The sequence below is a fragment of the Methyloversatilis sp. RAC08 genome, from assembly GCF_001713355.1.
In the GTDB taxonomy this organism is placed as follows: domain Bacteria; phylum Pseudomonadota; class Gammaproteobacteria; order Burkholderiales; family Rhodocyclaceae; genus Methyloversatilis.
On sequence record NZ_CP016448.1, the window covers coordinates 2,948,249 to 2,966,933 of the forward strand.

The window sequence follows — 18,685 nt, forward strand, 5'->3', positions numbered from 1 at the left end:
CGTGGCATGCAGGCCATCGGAGCATTGATTCTGGCGCTCGGCGTCTTGTTCATTACGTCCGACAGCGAGGCGGGCACGTTGCGTGAGCGCCTGGCGGAGCGTACCGAACAGCGGCGCGCGGCATCCGGAACGGTAGCAGGCCTGCCCGCCGGAACCCGAGTGGAGCGTGACGTCTCCTATGGCGATCACGCCGACCAGCGACTGGATGTCTACATCCCCGCCGATGCCCGAGCCGCGCCCATGCTGTTTCTCGTTCACGGCGGCGGCTGGCGTCGTGGCGACAAGACGCACGGCCGCTTGATCGACAACAAGCTGGCGCACTGGCTGCCCGCCGGCGTGGTCATCGTGTCGATCAACTATCGCATGCTGCCCGAAGCCGATGTACTGACGCAGCGCGATGACGTGGTCGCCGCGCTGGCGGCCGTGCAGACGCGCGCACACGAGTGGGGCGGCGATGCGTCGCGCGTCGTGCTGATGGGTCACTCGGCTGGCGCCCATCTGGTGGCGCTGGTCGCCGCGGCGCCACGCGACGCGCGCGTCAGTCAGCCCTGGCTCGGCAGCGTACTGCTGGACAGCGGCGCACTGGATGTCGAACGCCTGATGGCCGAACGCCACCACAGCCTGTTCGACGATGCCTTCGGCAAGGACCGTGCGTTCTGGATATCTACCTCGCCGGTGCGCCAGCTCGCGGCGCCTGTCGCACGCTGGCTGGCAGTCTGTTCCAGTCAACGCAGGCAGGCCTGTGATCAGGTGAAGGCCTTCGCGCTACGCGTGCGGGAAACCGGCGGCCGCATCGACGAACTGCCGCTGGCAAAATCACATGGCGCCATCAATGAAGAGCTGGGCTTGCCCGGAGCGTATACCGAGCGGGTGGATGATTTCCTGCGTGAAGTTGGAGCGCTCGCGCGATGAAAAAAGGGGCCACCGGCAGTGCGCCGGCGGCCCCTTCAAGCGGTCGAATTGCTCAACCGCGACGGCGCGCGGCGAAGCCGATCAGGCCGAGGCCGGCGAGCAACATCGCATAGGTTTCGGGTTCGGGCACAGCCATGACCTCGACGCTCAGCTCGGGACGGAAGTTCTGGGCGAAGTATTCCGACGTGGCGAAATCGATGCCGTTCGTGCCGGCGACGAACGGAATCATTGCCCAGCCGTATCCCGGAATTGCGCCGGACTGGGCTGCCTGCAGCGACGCGGTCAGGTCGATGCTCAGCCAGTCGGTACCGACGTTTTCAGCGCCGTTATTTGCGCCGATCGTGAACACCGGTGATGCCGCGGCTTCGATGCCGTTCGCCTGGATGCCATTGCCGATGCTGTTCCAGGTGATCACGCCCTGCGACCAGTCGGTCAGCATGTCGTACATCGTGAAGCCGCTGCCCGGATTGTCGACGTAGATGCGCAGCGTCGCGGACACGATGGTGTCGCTTGTCCGGATCTGCCCGGCAGCGTTGCCGAACAGGTTGTCGAAGCGGATCAGACCGTGATTGGGCTTGGCACCGGGGCTGCCGTCGTCGCCATCGACGCTGATGTATTCTTCTGCACCGAAATTGGTATCGCGGCTATCGACGCCACCACCGGTTTCGTTGCTGCTGATTGCGGTGTCCTGTGTGCCGGTGTACCCATTGAGGCCTTGCTGAAACACCAGTGTGTCCGCCGATGCAGTGGCCGGCAGCGCAGCCAGCAGCGCGCTGGTCAGGAAAATTTTTCGTAATGTCATGACTTTGTCCTTGAAATGTAATGACTGAGGGCGGAAAAAAACCGGCGCGACAAGCTGCGCCGGTTCAGTTCTGGTGTGGGTTGGGTCGCCTTACAGAGCGCCGTTGTCCCACGGGCCGGTGATGGCGAAGGTCACGCCGGGCGAGCCGTAGGCATTCGCGAACAGCCACTCGTTGTGGAAGGTCGCACCGGCCCATTCGTTGCCGAGGGCGTTATTGCTGAATGTGCGACCCGACGGACGGGTGACCGGGCCGACCGAGCCGCCGGCGCGGAAGTCCATATTGGTTGCGCAGAACGGGAAAATCGTGCCATCCAGGGTCAGGCCGCGCAGTTGCTGCGGGCTGGCGCCGCCGTCTTCGCACAGGATCAGGCTGCCGCGCGGGCTCCATGCGATGTTGTCCGGGCTGTCGACGCCGTCCGGGCCGTCGCTCAGCGAAACAAACAACAGCGTCAGCGTTTCGCGGCGCGGGTCGTAGGCAAAGATCTGACCATTGTTGGCCGAACCGCCGCTGGTCGAGCACAGGTAGATCACGCCATTGCCGTACCAGCAGCCTTCGCCGCGCTTGATGCTCGATGCGCCTTGAACGAGACCCTGTGCGCGCACGCCGCCGGAAGTCGTGCCGGTGACGAAGGGCTTGTTCGGCTCGTCGATGCTTACCCATTCGACGTCCCACGTGGTGCCGATGGCGTTTTCAAGGGCCGTGTCGAAGTAGCCGTATGACACGCCGCTGATTGTCACGTTGGCATTGTTGGCGGTCTTCAGCTTCATCATCTGCAGAGTGCCGCCCATGGCGAGGCGACCCGGCACGGTCGGCTTGAAGCGGTAGAAGCCGCTCGGCGTCGAATCTTCGGTCTCGTAGATGTAGCCGGTGACCGGATCGACAGCAACGGCTTCGTGGCTGAAACAGCCCATATCGACGAGCGGCACGGCATTGGAAATGCCCGATGCGGGTACTTCAAAGTTATAGCCGTGCTGCTTCAGTGCGTTGGCGTTGGTCGTCGGTCCGACGGTGGTTTCTTCTGAAGAGATCCAGGTGTTCCAAGGCGTCGGGCCGCCGGCGCAGGGGCGGATACAGCCGGACAGACTCGCCCAACTCGACAGCCACTTCTTCTGCTGCGGCGCGAATACCAGATTGGTGGTGCCGCCGTTGGTGTTGCGGTCATACACGCCCTTGGTGCCCGGAAGGAAGGAATTGCCGTTGGCGTTGACAGAACCCTGTTCGTGGTTACGCACGAGCACGATGCGGTTCGCGTCAGCTGCTACGACAGCCATGCCGTCGTGCGCGCCCGGGGTGGCGATGCCATCGCTCATGATGTCGCCGGTCCAGCCGGTCGACCAGTATTTGAAACCCGCCGGCAGACGCAGCAGCGGCAGGCCGGTGACTTCGTCGAGCACCGGCTCCAGCGGGCCGTAGTCCGGGCTGTAGGGCAGGCTGGCAGCGCGCACAGCGCCGCTGCCGAGCAGGCCGAACGGCATGCCGATGACGGCAGCAGCGGCAACACCGCTGCGCATGAAATTGCGGCGGCTCAATGTCCAGTGCGGGTCCATGTTGTCGGCGTTCTTCGCCAGGTCGCGCATCAGGTCTGTGTGATCATCGAATTTGCTCATCGGGGTTCTCCTGTGTTGGGTCTGGTGGTGCAGGTATGGTTCGGGCAGAGGGTCAGGCGCGACGGCGGGCGATGCCCGCAAGCAGGGCGATGCCACCGAGCATCAGCGCCCACGAGCCGGGTTCCGGAACCTGCGCGGTGATCGTGTAGCCGAGCTGACCGAAGCCCAGCTCGTCCTGGTAGTCGGCGATGGCCAGCGTGAAGCGGTCGCTGCCGTAGTCATTGACGAACTTCAGCGACTCGGCAACTCCATTGCCGTTGAGATCGACGCCCGCGACCAGTACCGAATTGAGCGAGCCGGACACCATGTCGAAGTAATTGGCGGTATCGTTTTCGGTGCCGTACCACACGGCGAAAACGACATCGAGCTCGGACTCGTTCGGCGAAACCGTGATCGACACTTCACTTTGCCAGGGGGCGCTGAAGGTCCAGAACGACCAATTGTCGGCGCTACCGAGGAAGCTGTAACTTTCTGCGGTGACCGTGCCGACGACGCTGCCACTGCCAAGATTGCCGCTGATGACCGGTGCGGCTGCTTGAGCGCCCGTCGACATCAGCACAGCCGAAACGGCCATTGCGAGGATTGAAGGGGTTTTCATTTGACTCTCCGTGTTTTGGTTACAACGCGAAGTAGTCTGACAACTGGAAAATTAACGGCCGTTAACAATCCATGAAGGTTCAGATAAGTTGGTTGTAGGCCGATCGGATCGTTTGGGCAGGGGCGGTAGGCCGAATGGATTACGTGCGTGGGCTTCGTGAGCCCGCTCTCCACTTCAGTCAATGTACGCGATTATGCATACGGGATTCAGTTCAAGTCCGACGTTGTTACCCTTCGGCTGACGTTCCGTATTGACCCCGGGGACACGGAGCGTGGCCGGAAGACCATCAGCGCCGTTGTGCTGACGCCGGACGTACTGCTCTGTGCGACCGAGAGGAATGTCAATACACCCCTGCTCGAGGCCCGTCTCTGCCAGCGCGCAGGCTTGCGATCAGGTCGAGACATTCGAGCACTGCACGCACATCGATGACGTCACGTGCGCGGTGGGTGTGCTCCTTGAATAAAAAAAGGGCCGCCGGCATTGCGCCGACGGCCCTTTCATTTGACAGACGTCTTCAGCCGCGACGACGGGCGGCTGCACCGATCAGGCCGAGACCAGCCAGCAGCATTGCGTAGGTTTCGGGTTCCGGAACGGCGGCGGTGATGCTCAGCAGATCGCCCGAACGCAGTGCATTGGAATTGATCGTCCAGTCGATGCGGCCCGGCCCACCAGTCGGGTTGCCAACGAATACGTCGAGATACTCCGAGCCCGGGAAGCTGATCGACGCAACATTGCCTTCGCCATTCAGGCTGACGATGGCATTGGCGTTGAAGTTGGTGACGCTGCCGACGCTGGCGAAGTTCGACATGCTCAGCGTGAACACCAGGGTGTCGATCCCGGTGCCGGTGAGGTTGCGGATGACGCTGCTGAAGCTGATTGGCGAGCCATTGTCGTCGGCGTCGATTTCATAGTTCAACGTGACCGGCGCCAGATTGGCGAAGTCGATGTCGAATGAAATGAGGCCGGCGCCACTGAAGTCATTGACGACGGTGTCACCAGTGGTGACGGCGTTCTGGAAGGTGGCGGCCTGTGCCGGCATGGCAACCAAGGCAAGCAGGGCGCACGAGGCGAGCAGTTTCTTCATGATGATGAGTCCTTACGGTGTGCAGGCGCTAAAGCTGCTGAAGTGGGTGAAAACGAGTTGAAAGGTGTCGGCAAAGCCGAATCACTTCAGCAGGTGTTGCAACCCGCGTCCTGGGTGAGTTGTCGTCCATGCAAGGTTTTGTGGATGGTCGTAGTGCCCGGCGCTGATGCGTACGTGCGCTCGACGACGCGGGGTTCTACGGTGCCCAGCATCACCGCTTTACGATGCATGAATTCCGTGAATGACTCGTGACCTCAGGATGAATCGTTGTGGTAACCCAGGATCATAAAGATGATCCGAATGGCGCATTGCGCGCCGCGAAGGAATCAGTCCGCAGCGAGACGGCCAAGCGTCGCCAGCGCCGCATCGACGCGCGCGTCCCAGCGCACGGCGCACATGAGGCGTACGCAATTGCGGTACTTGCTCTGCGGCGAGAACATCGGCCCGGGCGAAATGCTGATGCCGGCGGCCAGCGCCTGTGACTGCAGTTGCAGCGCATCGACGTGTTCCGGCAGTTCCAGCCACAGGATGAAGCCGCCGGCCGGTCGCGTGCAGCGGGTGCCAGCCGGGAAGTGACGCGCGATGGCGGCCTGCATGCGCGCCATCTGATCGGCATACTGGCGCCGCACGCGGGCGAGGTGGCGCTCCCAGCGGCCGGTCGCGAGGTAGTCGGCCAGCGCGCGCTGCGGTAGCAGGGCGGTAGCCATCGTGCTGCCGTACTTCAACTGTTCGACCTCGCGCCGCCAGCGGCCGGCCACGATCCAGCCGATGCGCAGACCGGGCGCGATGGTTTTCGAGAAGGAGGAACACAACAGCACGTGGCCGCTGCGGTCCCAGGCTTTCGCCACGCGCGGGCGCTCGCCGTTGTGTGCCAGTTCGCCATAGATGTCGTCTTCGATCAGCGCGATGTCGCGTGCCGACAGGATCTGCACCAGACGCCGCTTGTGCGCATCCGGCATCGATGCGCCGCTCGGATTGCTGAAGCTGGTGCAAGCCAGACAGGCCTTGACCGGCCAGCGCTCCAGCGCCAGTTCGAGGGCATCCGGGCTGATGCCGGTCTGGGGGTCGGTCGGTATTTCGAGCGCCTTCAGGCCGAGCGATTCGATCAGCTGCAGCGTACCGAAGAAGGCCGGCGATTCGATGGCCACGATGTCGCCCGGCCGTGTGGTCGCACGCAGCGCGAGCGTAAGCGCTTCCTGACAGCCGGTCGTGATCACGATGTCGTCGGGGTGGGTCTGGCAGCCTGACTCCACCGCTCGTCGCGCGATCTGCACGCGCAAGGCCTCTTCGCCGACGAACTCGCCGTAACGCGCGCTGCCCGCATCGTCATGACGCAGAGCGCGCGCGAGACTGGTGCGCACATCCTTCACCGGCAGGAAGTCGGCATGCGGAATGGCGGTGCTGAACACCAGCAGGTCGTCCCGGTGCGAGGCGCGCATGAGCTGCGCGACGCGCTCCGACATCGTGACCTCGCCCGGCGATTCGTCGTCGCAGGTCTGGTGGGCGCGTGGCGGCAGCGCCTCGGGCGTGCGGGCGAAGAAGCCGGATTGCGGCCGCGCTTCCAGCCAGCCCTGTGCTTCGAGCTTGCGGTAGGCGGAGATGCAGGTGGCGATGCTCAGTTGCTGCTGCCGCGCAATGCGCCGTACCGACGGAAGGCGCTGCCCGGGCGGGTAGATGCCGGCGCGGATATCCGCGCGCAGCCGGTCGGCGAGTGCTTCATAGCGATTCATGCGGTGCTCCCGTAAAGCCTGGCTCACTGTACTGCCGGTCGTTTCGTACGGATCGATACAGTTGCCGGGGCGGTGCATCGGTACAGCATCGGTCAACGTGAAACTGTACCGGTGCAAACGGATATCTGTGTATCTGTATCGATCGGCGATGAGCAGGGATGATGAGGCCCGGAAACACGACACAGACCCTGGAGACCCGTCATGCCGATGATCACGCTGCAGCTGTCCCGCCCGCTCGACGCCGACACCCGCCTTGCTGTGATTCGCGCAGTGACCGATCTGACGGCCGAAGTGCTCGGCAAGAAGCGCGAACTGACGGCGCTGGCGCTGTCGCATGTCGAACACTGGTCGGTCGGTGCGGAAGGTGTCGGCGTATCACTGACCGCCTTCCACCTGGACGTGCGGGTGACCGCCGGCACGAATACCAAGCCGGAAAAATCCGCTTATATATATGCCGTCTGGCAGTCGCTCGACGAGTTGCTCGGTCCGTTGCATCCGGCGAGCTACATCATCGTGACCGACATCGCCGCCGACAGCTGGGGGTATTCCGGCGAAACGCAGGAGTTGCGCCATGTCCGCGCACGGCTGGCTCAGTGACTGGGTGCGCCATCTGAGGGAAGCCGGCCGGCGACGTCGCGCCCGTGCCGAACTGCGCGCCATGAACGACCTCGAACTGCGCGACATCGGCCTGGGCCGCTCGGACATTCCTTCGGTGCTGTCGGGTCGCTTCGCAAGTGTAGATCGCCCGGGTGCGCCACCCGGCCATTGATGCGGTGAGCCGGGCAAGCTTCATTGGCGCCTGCGGCTTCAGGAAAGTCTTGCCCGCCTCATGGGTCAGCATGGTGGCCATGCTGACCCCGGATCACGTCTTGATCGCACCCCGGATGTTCATTGCTGCCAGGCCAACCTGCAGCACGACAAGCGCCGGTGCGGCCGCGTGCACACCCCAGGCGATCCACAGTACGTTGCTCAGCATGAACAGCCAGAAGCCGGAGTTGCGTCGGCTGGCCCGGTTCGACGCCACCAGCCAGGCTGCCCCGATCGTCGCGATCATGGCCGGCCACTGCAACAGATCAAGCAGCACGGCAGACGGCAGGCTCGACATCTGCGCACCGGCTCCAGGCGTACGGAGTGATGGACACCAGCCAGGTTGCACGCGTCATGCGATGTGAGCGATGAGCCGCACCACACCGCGGACACGGACAACACCCGGGTGCGCCGTGTCCACCTTGTGCCTGACGTAGTCGGCCCACATGATCATCCGGATATCGAAGTCGTCACCGTCGGGTTCGATATCGTGCAGGCCGGAAAAAATCGCAATCAGCGCAGCCTGCTTCGGCGTCATGGCATGCACGTGCGGTTCGAGGCCCGGATTTTTCGAGTCAGCCCAGCGTGCCATCGGGAAATACTCCATTCATGGTTGGGGTGGGTTGCGCCCTGATGCGGTGTTGTGCGGCTTCAATCAAGTCAGGGAAGTCATGGCCTGGGGTCAGTCGTCGATGCATCGGCGCGCCGGATACAAGGTCGGTCCGTTGGCGGATGCTCACCGCGCAACGGTGATCGAACGCCGTTCTGCAGTCGGTGCGTTGTCGAACGCTGGCGACGCGCGATGACTGCGCCGCACCTGGAACGTCCCGCGTCTTTGTGTGATCACGCACAGACTTCAAGCGCCCCGGGCGACATTGTTCCCGCACGAATCCGCGTGGGAAGCCTCGATTTTCTGGCGTTCATCGATCCGAGTGATCGACGACAGCGAATGCGATCCCGTCTGCCGTGCAACACAACCATGAGTCATGAAAAAACAAAAATCCACGCTACACATCGCGCCTGGAACCGGCGTCCCATCGGGGTGCGCAACGCCCGTGCGTCCCTCTTCCGGCAGGAATGAACCGTTTCGGAACATGGAGCAGATGGCACGTCAGACCGGTGCCCATGCGTCGCTGATGCGGGTCCCGCTTGACGCACCCGCAATGCCTCAGGCACCTGTGGCATGGCACGCCACAGAACTCGACGCCCGCGCAACCCGCGAACTGGGTCGCTGGCTGCTGGGTGAGGGCTACCATCACACCACCGTGACGCCGGATACCCATTGTCGGGTATTGGCACACCGCGCCCTGCAGGCCAGAAACCTGCGTGACGTGTTCGGCTGGAGTCAGCCGTTCGCGCAGGATCTTCTGCCCTTCGAAGCGCTTGACCTGCTCGCCCGTGCCGGTGCGCTCGAAACGGTTGCCGGAGGCCTCTTGCGCAGCCATATCCGCTTTTCCTCGCTGGATGACCTGTTGCTGGTGCATTCGGCCTATCCGACGACCGCTGCTGACGCGGTGTTCTTCGGCCCGGACACCTACCGATTTGCCCGGCTCATCGAACGTACGCTGTCGCAGTCCCGGACACCGATCTGGCAGATCATCGACGTGGGGTGCGGCACCGGCGCCGGCGGTCTGTTCGCTGCGCGTCGGCTGGGCGCACTGGCGCAGCTGACGCTGCTCGACCTGAGCGATGCGGCGCTGCACTGCGCACGCATCAACGCAGCCGTATTCGGCATTCGCGCCGACTGCCGGCGCAGTGATCTGCTGAGCAACGCGCAGGGCAGTGCCGACCTGATCCTGTGCAATCCGCCCTACCTGATCGACCCTGCACACCGCCTTTATCGCGATGGTGGCGGCACCTACGGAGATGACATGTCCATGCGCGTCGTAGTTGAATCCTTGCCACGCCTGAGGCCGGGCGGGCGTCTGGTCCTGTACACAGGCAGTGCGATCGTCGATGGCGTCGACTCGTTCCGCAGCGCGATCGAGCCGGTGCTGCTGCGCGCCGGTGCACGCTTCGAATACAGCGAGCTTGATCCCGACGTCTTCGGCGACGAACTGGATCAGCCCGCCTATGCGGGCGTCGAGCGGATCGCCGCGATCGGACTGGTCGTGCACGCGCCCGCTGCGGCGCCGATCCGCATATGAACGAGCATCTTCATCGGCGGCTGGCCCGATTGAACCGTCAGCGACTTCAGCCCGGCATGGCCGACGCCCAATGGCGCGCCGGCCTGCGCGAGCAATCGGCGCTGCGCGAACTCGAAGGCGCGTTTGTCGAAGCGGAGCGGGCGGCGCTGACGGAGCAGCTCGATGCCCTGCCGAGCGGTGCCGATGCTTTCATGAACTGGTTCGAAAACCTGGCCGAGACCGGCCCGGGGCAGGACGACCCTCTGTTCCGCTGGCTCGCCGACTCTGCCAGTCTGTCGCAGATGCGCTGGTTCATCACCCAGGAGATTGCCGGCGAGGCCGGCTTCGACGATCTGGTTGCGCTGACTCAACTCGGTTTGCCGCGGCAGGCGAAGCTTGAACTGGCGCGCAATTACTGGGACGAGATGGGGCGGGGCAACGAAGACGGCATGCACGGCCCGATGCTGGAAGAGACGGCGCGCGCGCTGAATCTGAAGCCCGAATACGCGAACACGGTATGGGCCGCACTTGCGCTGGCCAATCTGATGCTCGCGCTGGCGAGCAACCGGCGCTACGCCTGGCAGTCGATCGGCGCACTGGGCGCGGTCGAAATGACCGCACCCGGGCGTGTCGGTCTGGTCAATGACGGCCTCAAACGACTGGGTGTGCCGACACAGGCCCGTCGCTATTTCCAGCTGCACGCAGGGCTCGATGTACAGCACTCGCTGTGCTGGAACCGCGAGGTGATCCGCCCGCTGGTCTCCGCGGACCCTTCACTGGCACGACCCATCGCGGAAGGGGCGCTGCTGCGTCTGCGCTTCGGTGCCCGCTGCTTTGCGCAATACCGCGACGAACTGTGGATGGATCCCGCCGCATCGCCCGCAGTAATGGCGCGCAACGCGGCGTGAGCTGATCCGAGCTGCGTGTGCTGTCGAACGGACCGCACGGGTGGAACGCTTGAAGCTGCGTCGACGAAAAGCCGACCCTGCACATTCCGCGGCAGGTTGCAGACCACACGATCCGGAGGATTTACAGTGAAAGCACTCGTCTACAACGGTCCGAATGAAGTCAGCGTCGTCGATGTTCCGGACGCCAGGATCGAGCAGCCGACCGACGTGCTCGTCCGCGTCACCACGACGAATATCTGCGGCTCCGACCTGCACATGTACGAGGGCAGGACCGACATGGAACCCGGCCGGATCCTCGGCCACGAAAACATGGGCGAAGTGATCGAAGTCGGCAAGGCCGTCACGCAGGTCGAGGTGGGCGACCGCGTGTGCCTGCCCTTCAACATCGCCTGCGGCTTCTGCAGGAACTGCGAGCGCGGCCTGACCGGCTTCTGCCTCACGGTGAATCCGGGAACGGCGGGCGGCGCCTACGGATTCGCCGGCATGGGGCCGTACAGCGGTGGTCAGGCGGATTACCTCAGGGTGCCGTTCGGCGATGTGAATTGCCTCGTGCTTCCGCCGGATCTCGAGGGCAAGGAAAACGATTACGTCATGCTGTCCGACATCTTCCCGACCGGCTACCACGCAACCGAACTGGCGGGCGTCGAAGCCGGTGACAGCGTCGTCATCTTCGGCGCCGGGCCGGTCGGTCTGATGGCTGCCTGCTCTGCCAAGCTGAAGGGTGCCAGCAAGATCATGGTGGTGGATGTGCTGAAGGATCGTCTTGCATTGGCCGAACAGATCGGTGCCATTGCGATCGACAACTCCGACGGCACCGCGGTGGATCAGATACTGGACCTGACCGATGGCCAGGGTGCGGATCGCGGCTGCGAATGCGTGGGCTATCAGTGCTGCGATCACCACAATCACGAGGTGCCGAATCTCACCATGAACAGCCTGGTGAGCGCGGTCGCGGCTACGGGTTCGATCGGTGTGGTGGGTGTATTCATCGCCGCCGATCCGGGCGCCGCTGACGACCTGGCCAGGAACGGGCAGATCGCATTCGATTTCGGCAAGTTCTGGATGAAGGGCCAGCGGATGGCGACCGGGCAGGCGAACGTGAAGGCCTACAACCGCAAGCTCTGCGCGCTGATCGCAGCCGGAAAGGCCACGCCTTCCTTCATCGTTTCGCACGAACTGCCGCTGAGCGATGCGCCCCGGGCGTACAGGCACTTCGGCGCGCGTGACGAAGGCTGGACCAAGGTGGTGCTTAAGCCGGGTTCCTAACGTCCGCCCGCTGGCATCCCGGGGCGCAGCCGTGTGATCTGGTGCATCAGACCTGCGTCACGGCCTGATGCGCAGGGCCGCGGTGACGGTCGAGAAATGGATGTCCACGATGTCGTCGATATTTTCCGCGTAGCCGCCCGCCATCGCAATCGCCAGCGGCAGACCGCGGGTGCTGCACCAGTCGAACACCCGGGCGTCGCGCGCGGCCAGCCCGATCTTGCTCAGCTTGAGCCGGCCGAGCCGGTCGCCTTCGAACGGGTCGGCGCCAGCCAGGTAGATGACGAACTGCGGCGCGAATCGGCGTTCGAGCGTGACCAGTGCGTCGTCGAGCGCGGCAAGGTAGGCCTCGTCGCCGGTGCCGTCGGGCAGTGACACGTCGAGGTGGCTGCATTCCTTGCGGAACGGGAAGTTGCGGTCACCGTGCAGCGACAGCGTGAACACATCCTCCGCCTGGCCGAGAATCTCCGCGGTGCCGTCGCCCTGATGCACGTCGAGGTCGACGATGGCCACGCGTTCGATGCCGTGTTCCGCCTGCAGCAGCCGGGCGGCGACCGCAGCATCGTTGAACACGCAGTAGCCGGCACCGCTGGCGTACTTGGCGTGATGCGTGCCGCCGGCCAGATTGACCGACACACCGTCGTAGAGCGCGCTCCTGCAGGCGGCGATGGTGGCGCCAGCTGAGCGGCGCGATCGTTCGATCATCTGCAGCGACCACGGAAAACCGATCATGCGCACTTCCTGCGTCGTCAGGTCGCCACGGCTGACGCGCCCCACATAGTTTGCGTCGTGTGCGCGAAACAGTTCGTCGTCGGTCGCCGCCGGCGGTTCGCGCAGCGTCACGCCCGGGAGCTCGGCAGCGACGCGTTCGCGCAGGCGACGGTATTTGTCCATCGGGAAGCGATGGGTGTCGGGCAGCGGCAGGACGAAGTGATCGGCGTACCAGGCGAGCATGTCAGTGTGGAAGGAGGGGGGTCGTGCATTCTGACAGCGGGCCGCGCACGACGGTTGCGACAGCTGTACCGGAACATAGGCTGCGCGTCGGTGTCTGTGGGCGCACTCGGGGTACGGCGCAATCACTTATCGCTTACCATCGGTCGCGCCCTGTGCGGGATGCAGCAGGGCGCGAAGCACTGGAGCTGCGCCACGACATGAAATACACGGATTTGCGCGACTTCATCGCGCAGCTTGAAAAGATGGGCGAACTCAAGCGCGTCGCGCGCCCGGTGTCGCCCAATCTGGAAATGACCGAAATCTGCGACCGTGTGCTGCGCGCGCAGGGCCCGGCCATCCTGTTCGAGAACGCGACCGGCTTCGACATGCCCGTGCTGGGCAACCTGTTCGGCACGCCGGGCCGGGTGGCGCTCGGCATGGGCGTCAGCGGCGAGAAATGGGCCGAGGCGCTGCGCGATATCGGTCGGACGCTGTCGATGCTCAAGGAACCCGAGCCGCCCAAGGGCCTGCGTGACGCGTGGGACAAGCTGCCGATGATCAGGCAGGTGTTTTCGATGGCACCGAAGAAGGTGTCGTCGGCTGCATGCCAGGAAGTGGTGTGGGAGGGGAAGGATGTCGACCTCGGCCGCCTGCCGGTGCAGACCTGCTGGCCGGATGACGCCGGGCCGCTGATCACCTGGGGCCTGGTGGTGACACGCGGACCGGACAAGAAGCGGCAGAACCTCGGCATCTATCGCCAGCAGGTGATCGCACCCGACAAGGTGATCATGCGCTGGCTGGCCCACCGCGGCGGTGCGCTCGATTTCCGCGACCATGCGCGCAAATTCCCGGGCACGGCGTTTCCGCTTTCGGTGGTGCTCGGTTGCGACCCGGCGACGATACTGGGTGCGGTGACGCCGGTGCCCGATACGCTTTCCGAATACCAGTTCGCCGGCTTGCTGCGCGGCAGCCGCACCGAACTGGTGAAGTGCATCGGCAATGACCTCGATGTGCCGGCCAGCGCCGAAATCGTACTTGAGGGCGAGTTGCGACCGGACGCGAATCACCCGTCCGGCTATGAACACGCGCCGGAAGGGCCGTTCGGTGACCACACCGGCTATTACAACGAGGTGGCGGAGTTTCCGGTGTTCACGATTACGCGCATCACGATGCGCCGGACCCCGATCTACCACTCGACCTACACCGGCAAGCCGCCGGACGAGCCGGCCATGCTGGGCGTGGCGCTGAACGAAGTGTTCGTGCCGCTGCTGCAGAAGCAGTTTCCGGAAATTACTGACTTCTACCTGCCACCCGAAGGTTGCTCCTACCGTCTGGCCGTGGTGTCCATGCGCAAGCAGTACCCCGGTCACGCCAAGCGCGTCATGTTCGGCGTGTGGAGCTTCCTGCGCCAGTTCATGTACACCAAGACCATCATCGTGGTGGACGAGGACGTGGACATCCGCAGCTGGCAGGAGGTGATCTGGGCGATGACCACGCGCATGGACGCGCGGCGCGATACGGTCATCGTCGACAACACGCCGATCGACTACCTCGATTTCGCCAGTCCGGTCGCCGGTCTGGGGTCCAAGATGGGGCTCGATGCGACCAACAAGTGGCCGGGTGAAACCACGCGCGAATGGGGGCGAACCATCGCGATGGATGCCGATGTGAAGCGGCGGGTGGATGCGATGTGGGTGGAACTGGGGCTCTAGATTTTCTGCTGCGGTCAAACAACAAGAGGGATGCACCATGGCCTTCGGCCTTTACATCATCGGCGACGAAATCCTGTCCGGGCGTCGTCAGGACGGTCACTTCGCCAAGGTTCGTGCGCTGCTGGCCGAACGCGGCCTGCAGCTGTCCTGGGTGAGCTATCTGGGAGATGAGCGCGAACGGTTGATCGAATCCTTCCGCCGCACCCTGTCGACTGACGACATCGTGTTTTCCTGCGGCGGCATCGGCGTCACGCCGGACGATCACACGCGACAGGCCGCGGCCGCGGCGCTCGGTGTCGAGTGCGTGCTGCACCCGGAGGCTGAGGCGGAAATCCGTGCCCGCTTCGGGGCTGAAACGACGGAAAACCGCCTGCGGCTCGGTGAATTTCCGGCCGGCAGCCGCATCATTCCGAATCCGTTCAACCGCATACCGGGATTTACCTGCGGCCACCACCATTTTGTGCCCGGCTTCCCGGAAATGGCCTGGCCGATGATCGAATGGCTGCTCGACAATACCTACCGGGACCTGCACCACATGAGCGCCTGGCGAGAATCTTCGGTCTATGTGCCGAACGCGCACGAAAGCCGGCTGCTCGACATGATGGAAGCGATCGAACGCGAGCACGGCGTGACGGTATTCAGCCTGCCCTGCTTCGGCAATGCTGAACGCGCCTATCCGCACATCGAACTGGGCGCCAAGGGCGAACCCGCGAAGGTCGCAGCGGCGATGGCGGCCATGCGACATGAACTGATGCTGCGCGGCCTGACCGTGCAGGACGCAGCCGACCGCTGACGGGGGGCGGCGAGCAGCAAAGCTTTTGTGGGAGCGGCGGCCTCGCCGCGATACGCACTTTGCACGGCGATGGTCGCAGCACGATCGCGGCGAGGCCGCCGCTCCCACAGCGGACTCTCCAAAGGCGCTGCTCCTGCAGAACCTTCAGCGTTCGGTCCTTGCCTGCAACCGCTGCACGGCGCCTGTCCTGAAGCCATGCAAGACAGGGCACGATCGGCACGGTATGGGTCTGCGCCACATCTATGCCTACCGTGTCCGCGGTTGAAGTTCCGTTGATCAGGGCAGCGCATCCGGATCGACAGACGAAAAAAAGCCCCGCACTTGGCGGGGCTTTTTTTCGTTCGGCGAGAGGACTTAGGCAGCTGCCTTCTTCTTCGCGGCGGTGCTGGCCGAACCCACGGCGCGCACGGTCGCCGAGGTTGCTGCATTCACATTCGCTTCGGCCATTTCCACAGCTTGCTTGGCAGCCTTGCTCATGCTGTCGTAGGCGCTGTTGGCGGCGGCGATGGCCGACTTGACAGCGGCAACGGCGACGTCCGAACCGGCCGGAGCTTGCTTGGCAGCCTGGTCGAGCGTGGTGCTGACAGCCTTGTTTACTTCACCGACCTGGGCTTCGACGACCTTGGTCAGCTCTTCCTGGGTCTGCGAGAAGATTTCATAGACGCTGCGCGAGTAGGCAACGGCCTTTTCGATCGACGGCTGCACCAGACCGCTTTGCAGCGAAACGATGTCCTGCACGTCCTTGGCACCCATCATGGTCTTCACGTTGGCGACGCTGTCTTCCAGCATCGAACGGGCGGTGTTCAGGTTCAGAGCGGCGAGGCGCTCGGTGCTTGCGAAGGCGGTGTTGGCCAGCGTCAGCAGGGCTTCGATGGTGTTCTTGTTTGCAGCGGCGAAATGTTCAGTCGTGAAAGCCATGGTGAAAGTCTCCATACATTGATTGAAAGAGCGACCACGAAGCGAACAAAGCATTAAACGCTGACGGGCCACCTGAAAGCGTGCGGCTGCTTGAGAAGCTGGAAGCATCTGTATTGCGCTGCACCATGACCACGATTATAGGGATGGTCGACATGAAGTCAAGTATTTTTTGTTGCACTGCACACAAAAAAATAAGGGCAAATTATTCAGCGGAAACAATGTGATGTGAACGGTCGTTCACTTACACGCCCCGGGTTCTGCTGCGGAATTTACATACGTGCATGTACGTGGTCAGACCAGTTCCGACAGCAGTCTTGCTGCAGTGCGCTCGGTCTCGCGCAGATATGACGTGCCATGAAGGTTGTAGTGGTTGAGCAGGTGGTAAAGCCGGTACAGCCCACGTCGCGACGAGGCATTCGGATGCAGCGGCGCGCGCTGCAGGTAAGCGGCGTACATCGCGGTTGGAAAGCCGCCGAACATTTCGGCCAGCGCGAAATCCGCCTCGCGGTCGCCGTAATGCACCGCCGGGTCGAACACCGTCGGGCGACCATCGGCATCGACGCCGGCATTGCCGTGCCACAGGTCGCCGTGCAGCAGCGATGCAGCCGGGCGGTAGTCGAGAAACAGCGCGGCGATCCGTTCGACGATGCCCTGGATGTCACTGACCAGCGATCCGCGCAGCCCGCCTTCGACGGCGGTTGCGAGCTGCGGCAGCAGGCGCTTGCGGGCGAAGAACAGAGGCCACGATTCCGAACTGCCGTTCTCCTGCCGGCTGTCGCCCAGCCAGTTGTCGCGGTTCAGGCCGTAATGCGGTCCATGCACCGCGTGCAATGCGGCCAGCGCTTCGCCGAAGCGCCGGCCGTCGTCGGCGGAGCGCACCGGCTGCAGGTCCAGCCATTCGAGTGCCAGCCAGGCGTATGCGTCGTTGCTGCCTTGCGAACGGATGGCCGGAATCCGGAAGGTGCCGGTCTGCGCCAGCACTGTCAGGCCGTCGGCTTCGGCAGCGAACACGGCGGTCCGGTCAGGCGGCAGCAGCTTGACGAACAGTGGCCCGTCGCCGGTATCGATCCGCAGCGCGCGCCGGGTCCGCCCGGCCGGCAGCTCGGTGACCGCATCGAACCGGCTGCCCAGCGTGGCGGCGATGTGCCGCGCCAGCGCCTCCAGCTTCACGCGCCTTGTCCCCAGCTGTCGGCCAAACGTGCATTGGCCGATGACAGCCGGCTCGCCAGCACCTGCAGGAACACTTCGTAGAAACGCATGCGGCAGGTTTCGGACGCGCGGCGGATGCGCTCGCCGTCGATCACGAACAGCAGGCTGTCGGTATTGCTATGCACATCGTTGGCGCGCAGCTTCTGGTCACGCGCGACGATGGACATTTCGCCGCAGCACTCGCCGGCGGTCAGGATGGTCAGCGTGCGGCCGAACTTCGATACCGACACGTCCCCTTCTGCAATCACGTACAGGTGGTCGCCCTGTTCGCCGTCCTTCATCAGCAGCGTGCCGGCTGCGACCCGCTCAAGCCGCGCAAAACGTGCAACTTCCCACAGTTCGACATCGCTGAAATCGGTGAAGAAGGACAGCGTGCGCAACAGCCGGAAGTGCTCCGCTGAATCCGAATCTTCGTCGCGCGGCCTGAGCCTGCGGTTGCGGAACGCCTGGGCGAGGTCGTGCGTGAATTCGGTCCAGTTCGCGTAACGCAGCGCGATGTCCTTGTGCATGGCGCGCGCGACCACGGCGTCGAGCGCCGGCGGCAGGCCGGGCCTGTGGACCGACGGCGGCGGCGGCTCGACGTGGATGATCTGATACACGAGGCTGTAATTGTTGCTGGCCTGGAATGGCAGTTCGCCAGCCAGCAGCTGGTACAGCACCACGCCGAGAGAATAGATGTCGGTCTGGTGGTTCAGCGGCATTTCGCGTACCTGCTGCGGGCTCATATAGGCCGGCGAGCCGACGCCTTCGACCTGGGTACGCTGGTTGGCGGTGAACATCGCGGCGCCGAAATCGCTCAGCTTGATGTCGCCGTCGCGTGTCAGCAGGATGTTGGCCGGCTTGATGTCGCGGTGAGTGATGCCGAGCTGGCAGGCGTAGTCGAGCGCGCGCGTGCACTTGAACATCAGCTCGACGATGCGCTCGACCGGCAGCAGGAAGGGCCGCTGGGTATTTGCGTCGAGCGTGCCACCGGCCACGTATTCCATGACGATCCACGCCGCATCGTCACCGATCACCGCGTCGTGGATCTGCACGATGTGCGGATGCTGAAGCTTGTCGGCCAGCGAAGCCTCGTTGATCAGCAGGTTGCGGTGCATCTTGCCGCGCGTGCGGTCATTCAGCACGTCGGGGTCGATGCACTTGATCGCCACCTCGCGCTGCGAGGTCGGATCCCACGCGAGCCAGACGGTGCTGGTGCTGCCGCGACCGATGATGCGCCGCAGCTGATAGCGGCCTAGCGTGCTGCCGGGCGGGTAGTCCTTGGGGCGCACGCTGTCCATCG

General features: G+C 63.9%; 19 protein-coding genes. 8 read left to right on the forward strand and 11 right to left on the reverse strand.

All coding sequences use genetic code 11. The features are described 5' to 3' along the window. Positions 1 to 6: 6 nt before the first annotated feature. Positions 7 to 912, forward strand: coding sequence for an alpha/beta hydrolase (locus BSY238_RS13550; protein WP_069039607.1), 906 nt, complete (start codon positions 7 to 9; stop codon positions 910 to 912). Between the two features lie 52 nt (positions 913 to 964). Here the strand turns inward: BSY238_RS13550 and BSY238_RS13555 are convergent, their stop codons facing one another. From BSY238_RS13555 to BSY238_RS13575, 5 genes are all read right to left on the reverse strand, one after another. Then, positions 965 to 1,714: a DNRLRE domain-containing protein gene (locus BSY238_RS13555; protein ID WP_069039608.1), complete on the reverse strand. Its 750-nt coding sequence runs from the start codon at positions 1,712 to 1,714 to the stop codon at positions 965 to 967. Positions 1,715 to 1,804: 90 nt separating this feature from the next. After that, a complete protein-coding gene (locus BSY238_RS13560) occupies positions 1,805 to 3,322 on the reverse strand; it encodes a PhoX family protein (RefSeq protein ID WP_069039609.1) in 1,518 nt (505 codons plus the stop codon). 52 nt (positions 3,323 to 3,374) lie between these two features. Continuing rightward, positions 3,375 to 3,920, reverse strand: coding sequence for a PEP-CTERM sorting domain-containing protein (locus tag BSY238_RS13565; protein ID WP_069039610.1), 546 nt, complete (start codon positions 3,918 to 3,920; stop codon positions 3,375 to 3,377). Between the two features lie 514 nt (positions 3,921 to 4,434). Further along, positions 4,435 to 5,004 carry an FxDxF family PEP-CTERM protein gene (locus BSY238_RS13570; RefSeq protein ID WP_069039611.1) on the reverse strand — a complete coding sequence of 190 codons (570 nt, stop codon included), beginning with the start codon at positions 5,002 to 5,004 and terminating at the stop codon, positions 4,435 to 4,437. 326 nt (positions 5,005 to 5,330) lie between these two features. Then, positions 5,331 to 6,734 (reverse strand): aminotransferase-like domain-containing protein, encoded by a 1,404-nt coding sequence (locus BSY238_RS13575; RefSeq protein ID WP_069040686.1) that lies wholly within the window; start codon positions 6,732 to 6,734, stop codon positions 5,331 to 5,333. Positions 6,735 to 6,935: 201 nt separating this feature from the next. On the opposite strand from BSY238_RS13575, the gene BSY238_RS13580 reads away from it, so the two are divergent. After that, positions 6,936 to 7,331: a tautomerase family protein gene (locus tag BSY238_RS13580; protein WP_069039612.1), complete on the forward strand. Its 396-nt coding sequence runs from the start codon at positions 6,936 to 6,938 to the stop codon at positions 7,329 to 7,331. Continuing rightward, on the forward strand, positions 7,306 to 7,503 hold the full coding sequence (locus BSY238_RS13585) for a DUF1127 domain-containing protein (RefSeq protein ID WP_069039613.1): 198 nt from the start codon (positions 7,306 to 7,308) through the stop codon (positions 7,501 to 7,503). The genes BSY238_RS13580 and BSY238_RS13585 overlap by 26 nt, the downstream gene beginning before the upstream one ends. A 93-nt stretch (positions 7,504 to 7,596) precedes the next feature. Here BSY238_RS13585 and BSY238_RS13590 read toward each other — a convergent pair whose 3' ends face one another. After that, entirely contained in the window at positions 7,597 to 7,839 is a 243-nt protein-coding gene (locus BSY238_RS13590; RefSeq protein ID WP_069039614.1) for a hypothetical protein, read from the reverse strand. Positions 7,840 to 7,893: 54 nt separating this feature from the next. Further along, positions 7,894 to 8,133 carry a hypothetical protein gene (locus BSY238_RS13595; RefSeq protein WP_150123945.1) on the reverse strand — a complete coding sequence of 80 codons (240 nt, stop codon included), beginning with the start codon at positions 8,131 to 8,133 and terminating at the stop codon, positions 7,894 to 7,896. 511 nt (positions 8,134 to 8,644) lie between these two features. Here BSY238_RS13595 and BSY238_RS13600 point away from each other — a divergent pair. The 3 genes from BSY238_RS13600 to BSY238_RS13610 all read left to right on the forward strand — a co-directional run bounded on the left by BSY238_RS13600 (position 8,645) and on the right by BSY238_RS13610 (position 11,841). Further along, positions 8,645 to 9,688: a methyltransferase gene (locus BSY238_RS13600; RefSeq protein WP_223300138.1), complete on the forward strand. Its 1,044-nt coding sequence runs from the start codon at positions 8,645 to 8,647 to the stop codon at positions 9,686 to 9,688. Next, a complete protein-coding gene (locus BSY238_RS13605; RefSeq protein ID WP_069039616.1) occupies positions 9,685 to 10,575 on the forward strand; it encodes an iron-containing redox enzyme family protein in 891 nt (296 codons plus the stop codon). The genes BSY238_RS13600 and BSY238_RS13605 overlap by 4 nt, the downstream gene beginning before the upstream one ends. Before the next feature lie 126 nt (positions 10,576 to 10,701). Then, positions 10,702 to 11,841 carry a glutathione-independent formaldehyde dehydrogenase gene (locus BSY238_RS13610; RefSeq protein ID WP_069039617.1) on the forward strand — a complete coding sequence of 380 codons (1,140 nt, stop codon included), beginning with the start codon at positions 10,702 to 10,704 and terminating at the stop codon, positions 11,839 to 11,841. A 57-nt stretch (positions 11,842 to 11,898) separates the two neighbouring features. Here the strand turns inward: BSY238_RS13610 and BSY238_RS13615 are convergent, their stop codons facing one another. Then, complete coding sequence (locus tag BSY238_RS13615) at positions 11,899 to 12,792, reverse strand: histone deacetylase family protein (protein ID WP_069039618.1); 894 nt, start codon at positions 12,790 to 12,792, stop codon at positions 11,899 to 11,901. Positions 12,793 to 12,989: 197 nt separating this feature from the next. Here BSY238_RS13615 and ubiD point away from each other — a divergent pair, with 197 nt between their 5' ends. Both ubiD and BSY238_RS13625 read left to right on the forward strand, forming a co-directional pair. Then, on the forward strand, positions 12,990 to 14,483 hold the full coding sequence (gene ubiD, locus BSY238_RS13620; RefSeq protein ID WP_069040688.1) for a 4-hydroxy-3-polyprenylbenzoate decarboxylase: 1,494 nt from the start codon (positions 12,990 to 12,992) through the stop codon (positions 14,481 to 14,483). Positions 14,484 to 14,520: 37 nt separating this feature from the next. After that, positions 14,521 to 15,276 carry a competence/damage-inducible protein A gene (locus tag BSY238_RS13625; RefSeq protein WP_069039619.1) on the forward strand — a complete coding sequence of 252 codons (756 nt, stop codon included), beginning with the start codon at positions 14,521 to 14,523 and terminating at the stop codon, positions 15,274 to 15,276. 354 nt (positions 15,277 to 15,630) lie between these two features. Here BSY238_RS13625 and BSY238_RS13630 read toward each other — a convergent pair whose 3' ends face one another. The 3 genes from BSY238_RS13630 to BSY238_RS13640 all read right to left on the reverse strand — a co-directional run bounded on the left by BSY238_RS13630 (position 15,631) and on the right by BSY238_RS13640 (position 18,683). Then, complete coding sequence (locus BSY238_RS13630) at positions 15,631 to 16,194, reverse strand: phasin family protein (protein WP_069040689.1); 564 nt, start codon at positions 16,192 to 16,194, stop codon at positions 15,631 to 15,633. A gap of 291 nt (positions 16,195 to 16,485) precedes the next feature. Beyond that, positions 16,486 to 17,364: a fructosamine kinase family protein gene (locus BSY238_RS13635; RefSeq protein ID WP_223300139.1), complete on the reverse strand. Its 879-nt coding sequence runs from the start codon at positions 17,362 to 17,364 to the stop codon at positions 16,486 to 16,488. After that, positions 17,361 to 18,683, reverse strand: a complete 1,323-nt coding sequence (locus BSY238_RS13640) for a protein kinase domain-containing protein (RefSeq protein WP_069039620.1) — start codon at positions 18,681 to 18,683, stop codon at positions 17,361 to 17,363. Before BSY238_RS13640 ends, BSY238_RS13635 begins: the two co-directional genes overlap by 4 nt. Between the last annotated feature and the right edge of the window lie 2 nt (positions 18,684 to 18,685).